The 15,027-nt window shown below is 44.4% G+C and carries 10 protein-coding genes; 1 reads left to right on the forward strand and 9 read right to left on the reverse strand.

Features of this window, described 5'->3' with window-relative positions; genetic code table 11:
* Nucleotides 1-183 precede the first annotated feature (183 nt).
* Nucleotides 184-1,953, forward strand: a complete 1,770-nt coding sequence (locus tag CTER_RS27330; protein WP_004630884.1) for a PKD domain-containing protein — start codon at nucleotides 184-186, stop codon at nucleotides 1,951-1,953.
* A gap of 397 nt (nucleotides 1,954-2,350) precedes the next feature.
* Here CTER_RS27330 and CTER_RS25910 read toward each other — a convergent pair whose 3' ends face one another.
* The 9 genes from CTER_RS25910 to CTER_RS25945 form a co-directional block, all read right to left on the reverse strand.
* Nucleotides 2,351-3,625 carry a DUF4129 domain-containing protein gene (locus CTER_RS25910; RefSeq protein WP_004630809.1) on the reverse strand — a complete coding sequence of 425 codons (1,275 nt, stop codon included), beginning with the start codon at nucleotides 3,623-3,625 and terminating at the stop codon, nucleotides 2,351-2,353.
* Nucleotides 3,622-4,704, reverse strand: a complete 1,083-nt coding sequence (locus tag CTER_RS25915; RefSeq protein WP_004630791.1) for a DUF58 domain-containing protein — start codon at nucleotides 4,702-4,704, stop codon at nucleotides 3,622-3,624. The genes CTER_RS25910 and CTER_RS25915 overlap by 4 nt, the downstream gene beginning before the upstream one ends.
* Before the next feature lie 10 nt (nucleotides 4,705-4,714).
* Nucleotides 4,715-5,668: an AAA family ATPase gene (locus CTER_RS25920; protein WP_004630834.1), complete on the reverse strand. Its 954-nt coding sequence runs from the start codon at nucleotides 5,666-5,668 to the stop codon at nucleotides 4,715-4,717.
* Nucleotides 5,669-5,858: 190 nt separating this feature from the next.
* Complete coding sequence (locus CTER_RS25925; RefSeq protein WP_004630904.1) at nucleotides 5,859-7,985, reverse strand: glycoside hydrolase family 3 C-terminal domain-containing protein; 2,127 nt, start codon at nucleotides 7,983-7,985, stop codon at nucleotides 5,859-5,861.
* 12 nt (nucleotides 7,986-7,997) lie between these two features.
* On the reverse strand, nucleotides 7,998-10,649 hold the full coding sequence (locus CTER_RS25930) for a glycosyl hydrolase family 95 catalytic domain-containing protein (protein ID WP_004630947.1): 2,652 nt from the start codon (nucleotides 10,647-10,649) through the stop codon (nucleotides 7,998-8,000).
* 82 nt (nucleotides 10,650-10,731) lie between these two features.
* Nucleotides 10,732-11,979, reverse strand: coding sequence for a hypothetical protein (locus CTER_RS25935; protein ID WP_004630927.1), 1,248 nt, complete (start codon nucleotides 11,977-11,979; stop codon nucleotides 10,732-10,734).
* 275 nt (nucleotides 11,980-12,254) lie between these two features.
* On the reverse strand, nucleotides 12,255-12,356 hold the full coding sequence (locus tag CTER_RS28080; RefSeq protein ID WP_004630925.1) for a nitroreductase family protein: 102 nt from the start codon (nucleotides 12,354-12,356) through the stop codon (nucleotides 12,255-12,257).
* Between the two features lie 30 nt (nucleotides 12,357-12,386).
* Nucleotides 12,387-13,154: a response regulator gene (locus tag CTER_RS25940; RefSeq protein ID WP_004630952.1), complete on the reverse strand. Its 768-nt coding sequence runs from the start codon at nucleotides 13,152-13,154 to the stop codon at nucleotides 12,387-12,389.
* A gap of 18 nt (nucleotides 13,155-13,172) precedes the next feature.
* Nucleotides 13,173-15,017, reverse strand: a complete 1,845-nt coding sequence (locus CTER_RS25945) for a sensor histidine kinase (protein ID WP_004630878.1) — start codon at nucleotides 15,015-15,017, stop codon at nucleotides 13,173-13,175.
* Nucleotides 15,018-15,027 lie beyond the last annotated feature (10 nt).

The raw sequence follows: 15,027 nt of genomic DNA on the forward strand, positions 1-15,027 counted from the left end.
TACATTTATGTTATAAAATCGCTCCATACTTTTCCAAATTTAATTCAACTAAAATTAATATTAACAACATAGTGGTCTGTAACACCTAAAACCTAAGTGTTGTCCGGCGAGAAAAATTTAGGTTTTACAGATCACAAAGTGCACATCCAAATAAATTAACCAAAATTGAAAGGGGAATTTAAAATGAAGGGGAAAGTGTACAAACTATTGAAGGCAAGGCTTCTGCCGGTATTATTATCTGCGGCCGTTATTGTCACCATGCAGTTATCTCTGCCCGTTTATGCAGCATATGCCAATGCAGCCGCAGGCAAGACCGTGACTGCAAGTACCACCATGACAGGCTCGGCAGCATTAGCAACGGACGGCAATAAGGACACTGCCAATCATCTGGGAGTAAATCAGGGTCTGCAGTGGATTCAGATTGATCTGGGAGCCGGTTACAGTATCAATAAAATCAACCTCTGGCACTATTTCGGCGATGGCAGGACATATCATGACGTAATTGTAAGAACTTCAACTACAGCAGATTTCAGCAGCGGAGTAAATACCGTTTTTAACAATGACACAAACAACAGTGCAGGCTTCGGAGCCGGATCGGATACGGAATATGCCGAAACCAGCAGCGGAAAAACCATTAATTTTTCTGCTATTAATGCAAGATATGTAAGGCTGTATTCAAACGGAAGCAGTTCAAATGCCTTCAACCACTATGTGGAGGTGGAAGTCTGGACTGCCGATGTGCAGGCACCTGCCGCTTCCATATATGTTCCCTCGAAAAATGAACAGGGTATGTGGATCTGTCTTGACGGCTCAAATTCTGCCGGTACCAATCCAATGGGCGTCAGCGGAGACTTCTCGGGCATAAAATCATACAGCTGGGATTTCGGCGACGGCTCACAGGTTGATACGGGAGCCTTCAATAACACTATAACCCATAAATATGCTTCAGCCGGAACATATAACGTGTCACTTACCGTAACCGACTATAACAATTTAACAGCAACAACCACTGCTACAGTCAATGTGGCAGCTTCTCTTCCCAAAGCAGTGCCAAACGGATTTACCGCGTCAGATATCAACAATGCCATAGCATCACTTAATGGAAACCCCGGCATTGTGAATCTTCCTGCAGGTACATATTCCGTTTCAACAACAATCAAGGTTCCTGCAAATGTTGTTTTACAGGGTGCCGGAACCACAACCGTTCTGAAAAGTGCTGCCGATCCGGCCATTTCAATAACAGGCAACAATGCAAGGATAACAAACCTGAAACTTCAGGGTCCGGGACTGGAGACCGAAGGTATAGCCGCATCGGGCTTTAAAAATGTAATGATCGATCATTGTGACATTTCAAACTTCTCCATAGCCAATACTGCAGGAACCTACAGCTCGGTCACATATGAATTCAATACCATTCATGACAATACAAAAGATGGGCTTGGCTATGGCGTAATGGTTGTTTCAGGAGCCTACGCCATGATAAGAAAAAATGAATTTTATGATAACCGCCACTCTGTTGCAGGAGGAGGAAAGGGATCACAGGCAGGCTGGAAAACCTCCTATGACATTTACCAGAATACAATCGGCCATGCCGACAACAGTACGGCAGATGTGACCGTCGACGCCCATGCCGGAACACAGGGCAGAATCAGAATAAACAATAATACCTTTAAAGACCATCAATATTCCATTGGTCTGAGAGACGGCTGGGGTGAAATAAAAGGAAACAGCTTTACAAACATAAACCAGTACATCTGCAAATTTGACAAACCCGTATACAGCGACGGTGTTACTATTCCCGGTGCGGGCTGCAACAATTTTGACATCTCGGGAAATACCATCACAAATTGCAATGTTTACTGGCGTATGCTCTATGGAGCAGGCAATATCGTTTTAAACGGAAAGAATATAGACAGCATGATCCCGTATACCGGAACCGGAATATGGCAGTGATGAAACTTATTTGACACAAAAATGTTTAATGTAAAAATAAGAGAATTGTAAATAATACAGTACCGATAATAGTGCTCCCGTGCTAACATCAAAAAATGGATAGCTCACAAAGTACATGCTTGAAATTTGTACGGCTCATCACAAGTATTTTGGCTGTCGCAGAACACTCAACCTCCTGTTTCGGGGTTCTGCTCAAATCGGCTTCCTGCCGATTTGCCAGCAAAAACACTTGTGTTTCGCCAATAATTTCAGGCATGTACTTTTAATAGAGCTTACCATTTTTTGAAGTTGCACTCGCGCACTATTATAATTTTTCTGCAAATTTCAATTGTATTAGTTTTACGGCATCTCCTGCTGCTCCCATCTCTATTCAAGCAGCAGGGGACTGTATAATTACTTAATGTTTCAACAGCTTTTCCTCCAGCTGGCCCAGCTGCTCCTTTGAAGGCGCGGTATTGTCATACCGCGCTTTGTCGTAACATTCGGCCAGCAGCGCATTAAACTGCTCTGGCACAGGAGATATGCCGCCTGCCTCGCGGCATATCTCCTGTGCAGTGGAAGCATTTGTCACTTTTACTCCCGACTTCCTTGCCCTGCCGATAAAGTATTTCATAAGCCTTCTGACTTTAGCGGTATCGTCGGTCAACTTATCATAGGGGACTTCCCTTTTAAGGATACCCGATGCCAGGTTTTGAAACCTGGAAACCAAATTTTTCAGGTTCCTGTCCAGCAAACTCTCCTTTTCATCGGTGTGGCCGTTCTCGGTAACCATTTCAATTGTGTGTTCACCGCTTCCAAACCACTTGACAAGTTTAATAAACAATCTGATTAAAAGCTTCAGTACATGATAAATGCAAAATACAATAAAACCTATAACCAGCAGGGTTCCGATAATATTAACGAGCATATAGATTATCTTATCGAACAGGGAGGGGTCCTTTGCCTCCTGGTTGAACATAAAGTCCTGCACCTGCTGTTCGGGCACCGTCATATCCTTGCTGCCCCCCGACAGCAAACCGGCAAGCAGGGCAAAAAATCTCCCTATGAGGCCAAGTACGGATTTATATAGGGTTGTTACCTGTCCAAAGGAACCCGCCAGAAGCAGTACTGCCAGTATAATACCGGCAAATATCCGATTGTTTTTACGCTGAGTGCTGCCGATATTCATACTGTTTTTTCCGAATCTCCTGGATTCGTCCACCTGTTTGACTATCAAAATTATAATTGAAGTAACAGTTGAGATACATATGGCGGTATAACCAAAAAAGGCCATACTTGCCGAATTTGTATAAAAAAAGATCAAAGCAAGCAGTATATTTGAAATCATGGTAGCCGATGCAAGTTGTATCGCAATATCCCTGCCGGTAGTAATATTGGTTTTAACACGGCTGAAGATGAACATGCATATAATGGCTGTAAATAAAGCCGCAGGACTTATTCCGGCTGCAAACAGTGCTGCAAGTACGGATAATATAAGGGTTATTGCTTTGTAAACAAAGGGCCCCGGCTTGAACCTGCATATTATAATTGCCGTAAGAGTTACAAGATTGGTAAGACAGGACAGCATAAATGCCATGGACGGGGGCATAAAGAACTGCAGCAGCATATAAAATTCAGGCAGCAAAACCAATATTTCAAAAATTGCAGTTACTGAAAAAATTCCAAACATCATACCACCCCTCTTTCGCCGATGACAAAGGTCTCAACCTGGTGCCCGTCACGCCGGAGGTGAAATATTTCCTCCTCTATGCTCTCATCCGAATAAAGTGTAACTATAAGTATGTCGGTATCCTTGGGTATGGAACCCCGCATGTTTTTTATCATGGTATAAAAGGATAGGGCCCTGTGAAGCTGAAGCTTAGCCATTGCCTCTAAAATGGTAAAAAGCTGAGGCTGGCTGCAACGGGCTGGAATGCTGACAAACTCGGTCATATCCCTGAAATGCCCGTTTGAGCAAAAGCCGGTGGCTATCCCCTGCTTTATGGCCCTTTCTACTACCGCGGCACAAAAATGTATGCCGAATTCAATCTGCCGGCACTGCTCCTCGTTTGGAAACGGGTCCTGCTTGCTGCTGCTGTCAATGTTAAACAGCAGCAGTATATTGGAGTTTGCGGTGTAATCATACTTGAATACCTGCAGCGAATTAGTTCTTGCTGTTGCCTTCCAGTTCACCCACGACATGGGATCACCCGGCTGATATTCCCTGACGCCCGCAGCCAGAAACGGATCCGGATTTATAAATCTCCGGACCACAACATCCCCCTGCAGCGAATGAAAGCATTCCATCAGCTTGTCATGCTTCAAGGGATTCGGGTATACCAATAGCCGCGTTTCATTGTCATATGAGGTAATCTTCGATACAAAACCAAAAATATCTCCTGAGGTTATTGTCACATTCCCCACATTGTAATCGCCTCTTTTAAGGCAGGTGACCTCATGTTTTCTCTTTATCCGGTAAAACGGCATAATGGAAAACACACTTCTGTGGTAGCCGCCCTCTTCCTGTTCCATGTTTTTTGCAGAAGCAAGCTGTAAATTCGGGCTTATTCTCGACTCAGCCTTCATCCAGGGTATGGGCAGAAGGTTGTTGTTCTCTATCTCCTCTATAAGAAAAAGCTTTTGCCCCTCAAAGGCCGAGTTCTCAGATATGCTTCTTCTGTAGACCATACCTTTGAGTAAAAATTTTTTGTAAAGAAACATCTCCACGAAAATTATCAGAGGCAAAGCCAGCACAATTTGCAGAAACAACATACGCCCTCCTTTATTCGCCCTGTTCAAGCGGAACGGCAGTATGCGCAAGAACATCCGAAATAATTTTATCGCTTGCGCTGACATTTTCGGTTGATAATCCCTTTGGAATGATCCTGTGTGCCATAACCGGTGCTGCCATGGCTTTTACATCATCTGGCGTCACAAAGGTCCTGGCTTTCAGCAATGCATATACCTGTACGGCTTTGAGCAGTGCCAGGGCTCCTCTCGGGCTCACTCCCAGATGTGCATTCGGGTGCTTTCTGGTAGCTTCGGTTATTTTTGTTATGTACTCTAAAATATCATCTGAGACTTTTACCTTTGAATAAAGCCTGGAGGCTTCGATTATTTCAGAAGCTGCGGCCGCCGCCTTCAGTTCTGCCAGCGGATTATTCTCTTTAAATCTTTTTAATATGCTAATTCCTTCCCGTGTATCGGGATAACCCATTGAAGTTTTCATCAAAAAACGGTCAAGCTGGGCCTCCGGCAATGGAAATGTGCCCTGGATCTCCACAGGATTCTGGGTTGCCATCACCAGAAACGGTGCAGACAGGCCTCTGGTCTCCCCGTCTATGGTAACCTGGCGTTCCTCCATACACTCCAGCATGGCTGACTGGGTTCTGGGAGTTGCACGGTTTATTTCATCAGCCAGTACAATATTTGAAAATATTGGACCGGGCCTGAATACAAAGTTATTTTCCTTTTGATTAAAGAAGTTGATGCCTGTAACGTCTGACGGCAGCAGGTCGGGAGTAAACTGTATCCTGTGGAAGGAACAGTCGACGGATGACGCCAGTGCCCTTGCAAATACTGTCTTTCCGGTGCCTGGAACATCTTCCAGCAGCATGTGTCCACCGGTTATCAGGCATATCATAGCCAAATCAATTATATCTTCCTTTCCGACTATAACCTTTGCTATATTGTCCTTTATTCTCCCCGCCAAACTTCCTATGTCCTGCAGCTCCATGTTCATCTCCGTTTCCGCTCCGGGCCGATAAATTATTCCTCTACATAATGGATAAGCTTTATTTCAATGCCCGCGCTACTATATTTTTTTATACATAAACCCGTCCATAAAACATTTTATGGAATGGGTTGTCCATACTGGAAAATTACTGTAATAATTATATCACATCGGAACGGAGCTTTGGTTTTATTTATACCAGATTATACATAAATTCCAATGGTTTTTGTCCGGTGAGTTCCACACTTCTGGCGTCCGGCTGGGAAGTACCGACATATATGCAGTACCTGCCGCTGCCGGCAACCCGTTCACCTTGCTGGTTAACCACTTCAAAAACCGCCGGCTGAATCTCAAGTGTTACTTCCCTGCTTTCTCCTTTCAAAAGAGCAACTCGTTTGAATGCACAAAGACTATGATTACGGACTGCAAAAGGAGATTCAATATCCTTGATATAGCATTGGATAACTTCTTCCACCTCGTAACTGCCTGTATTAGCTATAGTAACAGAAATTTTCAACGGCTGGCCTTTTTTGCCGTCAACAGCCGCTTTCAAATCACTCAGTACAGTTGCGGAGTAAGTTAGTCCGTAGCCAAAGGGATACAAGGGTTCACTTTCCAAATATCTGTAAGTCCTGCTTTTCATGGAATAATCGGTGAAATCCGGCAGCTCCTCAATACTCTTATAGAAGGTTACAGGGAGTTTTCCCCCTGGAGATACCTTCCCAAAAAGTATGTCCGCAACGGCACGCCCGCCCAGACTTCCCGGATACCATGCATTGAGTATGGCGGCACAATGTTCCTGGGCATAATTAATGGCCAAGGCACTTCCCACACCCAGCACCAATACCACCGGCTTATCGGTTGCAACCACAGTCTCCAGCAGCTTCTGCTGCCGTCCCGGTAAATCAAGACTGTTCTTATCGCCTGCGGCGGCGGCATTACTCGCATCGCCCTGCTCACCTTCAATTTCTGAATCCATGCCCAGGCAAAGGACAATAACATCAGAGTTTTCGGCAATAGCACGAACTTCTGAGAGTCTGTCATCCGGATCAGACCAATCACCAATTTTTTCTTTAAACATATGGCAGCCTTCCGAATAATAAAGCCGTACGTCATCCGCGACAGCCTCTCTTATGCCTTCCAATATGGTGACATATTCGGAAGCCGTACCGAAATAATTGCCTTTGAGCATGAGTTGATTATCAGCATTGGGCCCTATGACTGCAACGCTTTTCATTTTTTCCCTGTCAAGGGGCAGCAAACCGCTATTCTTGAGCAGTACCATGGATTTATGAGCTGCTTCAAGGGATACTGCACGATGCTCCTTGCAGTCGTTTACCTCATAAGGGATATCATCGTATTCAATATGGCCGTCAAACATGCCAAGTTTGATCCGGGTTTTCATAAGTTGAACGGCAGAGTTTGTAATGTCCTCTTCAGTGACCAGCCCCTCCTTATACGCCGCCAACAAATAGAGGTAAATGTTGCCGCAGTTGAGGTTGCAGCCGTTTTTAAGCGCCATTGCTGCAGATTCCGTCGGTGTGGCAGTCACATGGTGATGCATATGGAAATCGGCGATAGCCCAGCAGTCGGATGTCACATGACCGTCAAAGCCCCACCTGTCGCGTAAGATGTCCTTCAGCAGCGTCTTGCTGCCGCAGCAGGGCTCCCCGTTAGTCCGGTTATAAGCCCCCATGACAGCCTCCACTTTGCCTTCCTTCACGCATGCCTCAAAAGCCGGCAGATAGGTCTCCCATAGGTCCTTTTGTGATACTTCTGCATTGAATTCATGGCGTATGGCTTCGGGCCCGCTGTGTACGGCGAAATGTTTTGCACATGCCGCTCCCTTCAGATATTTTCCTTCACCCTGGAGACCTTTAATAAAGGCAACACCCAGCCGTGAGGTCAGATAGGGATCCTCGCCGTAGGTTTCATGCCCCCTGCCCCAGCGTGGATCACGGAAAATGTTTACATTAGGTGACCAGAAGGTCAGCCCTTTGTATATGTCCCTGTCCTCACTCCTGACATTGGCATTGTATTTAGCCCTTCCCTCAGTGGCAATTATCCCGGCTATTTTTTTCAAATATCCTTCGTCAAATATGGCAGCCAGTGCAATGGCCTGGGGAAATACGGTGGCCGTGCCCTCCCTTGCAACTCCGTGAAGTGCTTCATTCCACCATGTATACTTTGGAACGCCCAGCCGTTCTATGGCAGGCGCGTCGTACCGGAGCTGCGAGGCTTTTTCCTCCAGGGTCATGTGACTCACCAGGTCCTGTGCCCGTTCATCTGCGCTTAAGTTTGTATCCAAATATTTTAACATAATATATCCTCCTTAGTTATTTTTACGATAAATATTATAAACATGGCCTTGTACGGCATTAAATATAATACACTCACCGTTTGACAGGTCCATGGTCACATCAGCCAGTATACCTGTATCAACATCCTCCGCTGCAACATTGCTGCCAGTCCATGGGTTCATTAACCTGCAGGGTATGCTCCTTCTCGCTTTGATCATTACTGCCTGGACTCCCTCTTCATTTCTGGCGGCACTGACCTCGAAACCGCCCCGGGCAAGGAAACCTCTGAATGCTGCCACCGTCCAGTCAGGTACGGCAGGGAACAGATGTATACGTCCGGAACGGCTGTTCATCAACCGTTCTGGAGCCTCCAACAAATCTTCAGCCAGCATGTTATGGTTCTCAATTTTAACCGCACCCTTGGCATAACGGCAGGGTATATACTCTTTGGAAGCCCCGGTGAGAATGTAGGGATCCCAGTTGCGTGCAGCACAAACCACATCTGCTGTTCGTACCATCAGCTCCTTAAGTTCCTGTGGGCTGTCAAGGTTTATTTCATCTGAAAGGTTTACAGGATTGTAGCCGTTAAACATATAGTGGTCACCTCTGGTATGGCGCGGAAAGGCTTTTTCATTGGAACCCATTATATCGCCGCCTATTACCCGGAATTTCGGATATGGCGCCAGTTTTTCCGCCACCTCCAGCCAGCCCGGTATAAGCTCGCTGTCCAGACCAAGGTATTCCGCCGCCTCTGCTGCAATGTTCAGTACTTTCCGAAACATTGTCAGCGCCCCCGTATTGTTGCAGGTGTATTCCAAACGGTAGGACACCCCGTAGCTTTCAGTTTCCACTGTAGGCTCGATATTGAACTGTTTTCCGTCCCAGCCCATTCTTGCAAAGGCTTCGTAGAAAATTGCCAGGTCCCGGAGGATTGGATATGCAGTGTTTTTCAGAAACTTTTCATCGGCTGCGTAATCCCAAAAATTCCATATGACCTTCATGATCTGACCTGGCACTTCCATGGAAAAGTCCAGGCTGTTGTTTTCCATGTACCATGGACTCTGGGCAGCCGGCGGCAGGAATCCATGCGCCATGCACATTCCCGGAAGTCCGAATTTCAGCCTTGCTTTCTCCTTGAAGGTCTCATGCCACAAAGATATAAGTCTGGGCCAGAGCATTTTAGGCTCATACTGGTTGCGCATGAAGTACTTTCCTTCAGTAAACAGTTCATTATAGCAGGGCGAGGTATGCCAGTTCTGTATGTCAATATCATATCCGGCATAGCTTGCACCTCCTTCCAATTTGGCCGGATCGGGATTGCAGTAGCCCATATGGCCCGAGGTCCAGCTCTGATATACCTCATCGGTGAATATGTCGGCAGCGAAACATTTCTCCTCCTCTGTTCCACCCATTATGATACGACCGTTCTCACGCTTTTCGTAAAGTGCATCATACCAGGCTTCGTTTTCCGCAGCAATGCCCTCAAAACCAATTCTTTCGGCTTCCAGAAGCATGTCCTTCGCTTTTTGCATATAATCAGCCGTTTCGTTGACAGTAACTACTGCAACATACAGCCTTGCTTTTCCAGAATCAGAGTTTTTCAGCCGGGCTGTCACAGCGACACCGGGTGCCTTTGCTACATGGGAATAGTTCTCCTCCATCAGCTCAAACAATTCCGGATGAGTCATTGTGCGGATACCCGGAACCTTAAGCATCCCCTGTCCATCCCTGGGGATATATGGTGCCGTTCCCAGACCTTTGGCAAGCTGATTCTCATCAACCTCGGCTTCGGCATTGGAAACGAGTCCCATCATTACATAACGAAAGCCTTCCGGGAAGGTTGTATCAGACGGAAAAACCTGGTGTACCCAGAAAAAGCGTCCTTCCCTGCCAGTGGCAGGCGGCTCGAAAAGACCATTGATCTCCCTGTCTGCTTCAAAATCATAATATTCATATGACTGATCGGCATCGGCAGGCCGGTATACGACAACCTTTTTGTATTCTCCATTTTCCTCCATATAACGTCTGTGCCCCTGGTCAACATTCCTGTAAAGTCTGAAGGCGACAGGTTCATCCATATTCTCATAAGATAAATCAACAGCCGCAATATTACGCTTCATTCCAAAAATATAGTTTACATCAATACTCTTTCCATCCTTTTCAACCTTAACGGTAACAGAACCATCTTTCATATGCTGCTCAGCAACTGGCTGTTCAGCCTCCATCAATTCATCTGCCTTTACAATTATCTGTCCCACGCTTTTCTGGCAGGGAAAGGGGTAGACCTCCGACCAAAGAGCATGGTTATAGCGGCCGCCGTCCTTATGCAGCACTGCGAACGGAGGCCTTGTCATACCGGCAAGCGGCATGTCGTTTATGTCCTTGTTTTTCTCCGAAAATGCACCTTCTATAAGATCTGCCATAGTAAAATGGTCTTTGTCTACATAGCGGCGATCTACGACATCTGTCTTTAAAAGGCTCAAGGTAAGGTTTCCGCCGCTTCCCCACAATGCGGCTTTCATGGCCGGAGTGGCCATACGCGGGTACCGGCCCATTATGGAACCACCCATACCTCCGGGATTATAGCGGCATAGTTCCCGCCTGAAGGTTTTTGCCTTTGCGGTTTCCTTAATTGTTTTTTCAGCGGAAAATAAAGAATCGATATATTTTTTTGAGTTTTGCATTATAATTCCCCCAATCATAATTTTTTTATGTTATATAAGAACTATGTATTAAACCGGCTTGGAAATTCAACGGATGCTGGCTTTATTTCCTGCCGGCGAACAGCTCACGGATGACATCCTCGTCTCCAAACCCAAAGGGACATGCGTCCGATGGACGGTTTGCACTGTAATACCAGCGGTAAATATCATAGGAATCGCCATATTTGGCATATGCGGTGATATATTCCTTCGGAGCGAGTTCTGCAAGTCTATCTGCAGTGAGGGTTTGGGAATTGTAGGTGTGTTTTATCCTTTCCATCATGATACGGCGTGAAGGCATCTGTACCCACCCTTCCGGATAACGGCTGTTTACCCATTGATCAATATAGCGCAGAAAACGGGCACGGGCTTCGTCCCGAAGCAGTCCAAACCATGTTATCTCATCGTATCCCCAGGCGAAATGACTCTCGTGATTTGGCATCCCACGGAATTTATTATTACCGAAGTTATCAAACTCAACTATGAAGGGCATGGCTTCTGCCCACCAGCCGCTGGGCGAAACACCGGGTGCGCTCCGGGAAAAAAGGCTGTCCAGATAACCCTCCTCACATACGCATTCCATTGGAGAGTCCACGACTTCTTTTAATCTGATGGGGAAAGCGTTGTAGTCAAACAGGCAGACACCGTCCACACTTATACCGTGGGTATGGGCATCGCAAAGCACATAATGGCGGCGGGCATGTTTTTTTGCGTAATCACGGACCATGCCGACAACTTCCTTCCAGCGGCCGAAGCCCTCATCCTCTGCTCCTATTAAATGCACCTGGCCAAAGTGGATTCCTTCAAACCCTGCATCAATGTAGGAACAGGCTCGGTAGAAAATCCAAAGGCGTGATTCCAGGCGGTTTATATCCTCCACCGATGCAGCTTTTCCCCACTGGTTGATATAGCGTCCATCCTCAAAGAGCATGTCTTCATAAGAAAAGCAGCGGTCCACCGGTTCCAGTCCAAACGCTTCAAATACCCAGCCGGGAATTTTTATTGTGGATACAAAGCTTTTATAAATACATTCAAATACGCAGGCCTGCAGCACAAAATCCTGATCGACCTCATGGGCACGGGCCGCACGTTCCCGGGCTATCTTGAAATGCCGCGCATCATCAGTTGTGTCCCATACATAGGAGGCCCTTCCGATGAACTTTGCACCTTCGTTCTTAAGCATGCGGAGGTCATCCTCAAAGGTAGACGAGGCCAGACTGTTATCCTCCCCAATGCCACAGTGGGTGACCGCCCGGGCCAGATAATTATTAAGAACCTCACGTGAAATACTTCCGTCGAAATGGAAATTCATAATCAACTGCTCCTTTTCATTCAATTTAATATATCGCCTGCTGCTGACATTGTTCAGTAATCTAATTTTGCATAATATTCATTCCCCATGGATCCGCTTATATCCGCATTATTTTCGGGCATGGTTCTATCCATTGGAATGATATTTTAATTGTTTTCATGAGCATTTGGAATAATTGTTTTAGAAGATTCGTGATTTACTTTATAGAAAAAATTAATTGGTTGACTTAAATATGGATTTACTCTCATTCGGGTTATACAGACGAAAAACAGAGTTTACATGGCTTCAAGGATTTGTACCAGCTTGTCCTTTTCTATTGGAATATTATCATATTCCCTGATACTTCTTCTGTTTTTCATCACTTCAAATACATCCATTTTAATCTCCTCCAGTTCCAGTATGCAGCCCTAATTAAAAGAATTTATTTTTCTGAAATGCTCCGGTGTCATGTTAAGTTTATTTTTAAACAATCTGAAAAACTGCCTATCCGAATGATAACCGACTTGTATGGCGATATCCTTAACTTTTTTAGAGGGTTCTTCAATTAATATCTTCATTGCTTTTTTTAAACGCATCTGGTACACATAATCAAGAAATGTAATTCCAAGTTCTTTTTTTACCAGGTTGCAGATAGAGTTCTCACTCATGCCGGTGTATATTGAAAGTTGCGTCAATGAAATATCACAATTAAATTTTGCATCAATATAGTGGATTATTTTTTTCAGTGCCGGAACCATCTTTTCATAATTTGGCTTAATAAATAAATCATCATATTTCCCCAAAACTTCTTCAACCTTTGCAAGAGCAAGCGGTACCAGGTCCATTTCACGGACATATTTTTCAAGAATTGACCAATCAACCGGCTTGAGCAAATAATCAACTACCTGGTATTTCACTGCCTGCCGTGCAAATTCAAACTCCTCATGAGCTGTCAGTACAATGAACTTATCACAGATTTGTTTCCCCTTTACCTGTGCAATTAAATCAAATCCACTGATATTGGGCATTTTTAAGTCAGTGATAATTAAGTTCGGAGTGAAATTCTCCATAATTTGCAGCGCTTCTTCACCTGAATAGGCACCAACACAGTTGATAGAAACATTGCTTATCTGTTTAAGCCTCTTCAGAATACCTAATACGATAATTTGTTCATCATCTACGACTAAAATATTCATGATAAAATTCCCCCTTTCCTAACCTATCAGAAATCCTTCTTTTGCAAAAGACAATGTACATACCACACCCTTGGGTGAATTTGCACGAAAGGAAATACCGTACTTCACTCCATAAAAATATTTCAATCTGCTGTTTACATTTGTTAATCCGATGCTCCCGTTTGTACGGCCATTTGCGCTGCGATTTGTTCCGTCCTTTGTATTCTCAGCTGAACTTTCATTATTATGATACAGTTCGCTGGAACCAGCCGATTTCATTTTCATGTTAAGCTGTTCAATCTGCCCCCGCTGCATACCCCTCCCGTTATCGCCGATATCAACATATACCACATCATGTTCGGTGTATACAGATATGTTTATTTTCAAGGTATTCTCATTTTCCCAGCCGTGCTTCAGGCAATTTTCCACAATGGGCTGCAATATACAAAACGGGCAGCGTATATTTATGGAATCCTCCGGAATCTGCAGGTCAAATTGTGCATCATTGTTCTGGCGATACTGATAAATCAGCAAATAGTGGCGTATCTGGTTTAGTTCGTCCAGTAATGTGCTCTCCTTCCTCATGGAAATGTTATAACGCAGGAACCGGCTAAGAATAAACAACATATCACTGGCTTCGGTATATTTTTCTATTTCTATTCGCATACGTATATTTTCAAGGGTATTAAACATGAAATGCGGATTAATCTGTGATGCCAGCGCATAATAATTGGCATCATTTTTAAGCTGTTCGGCCCTGCGTGTGGATTCTATCAAAGATCCTATGGTCCCTATCATTTTGTTATACTCATAAATTACAGTGTCAATTTCATCAGCACGGTTACTTGCCTGATAAGGAATCAGTCCTGTTTTGTCCGACTTTCTGATATGGCGGCTGAAATTTAAAAGGCGTGATGTATACCGGTAAATAATTACACAAAACAGTATCATGGGAATAAACAGGGCCACAATACACAAAATAATGTTCTCCAAAACCTGTTTTTGATTTGACATTTTTGAATTGTACATATTTACAAGCTCAATCGGAGCACCTTTTACCGAGGATGAAATCAACTGATTGTTACTGCCCTGAGGAGGAGCTGTCAAGGGCGGAGTTTCATAAATCAGACAGCTTTTTTGTTTATCACACTGTATAGGGTAATATTCATCCTGATATTTTAAATATAAAGAGTCTCCCTGTGGTGAGTAGTTAAGCAGCTGCAGAATTTTGTTCAAATCGAGCTGGACTTCCAAAATACCGACCACCGCAGAATAGTCCTTTCTATATAAATTCATATAAAAAATCAGTCTTGGAGAGAAACTGCTCTCATCCTTGCGTCTGACCACCTGAGGATTAAGCGCAAGGTAATTGCAGGTATTTGAAACCTCCAGTTCCTTTAATATTTTTGAATCATATGGAAACTCATTAATATCCAGAAAGTAGTAAATCATCTCTGAATGTGTTATTGCTGTGGATTTATTAAAGCGGTAAACAAAAATTTCATCTATTACAGAGTTTGTAGAAATCATACTGGAAAATATGGGCTTAATCTGAGTCTGATAGGTCAGTATTTCGTCTGATATTGAATAATAGCTGTTTTCGAGAAAATTCAACAAAGCTGTATTGGATTGCAGGGATTCATAAACAAATCTCGATTGCTGCAGGTAACTGCTGAAAAACACCGCTGCGTTTTCCAATATGGCGTGTTTCTCATAGCGCTTTTCTGTCTGATGTTCCCGGACCACTCCCAAACTGTACCAGCTTATAAATATGATCATAGGTAGAAAGATAAGGCCGAAATAAAATATTATAAAGCGGCGCGTCATTTGAGTTCTCTTTATACTTTTCCTGCAGTTTTTTATTAATTGCTTAATAGACCTCATTTTTGACACC

The organism is Ruminiclostridium cellobioparum subsp. termitidis CT1112 (assembly GCF_000350485.1).
Taxonomy (GTDB): Bacteria; Bacillota; Clostridia; order Acetivibrionales; family DSM-1351; genus Ruminiclostridium; species Ruminiclostridium termitidis.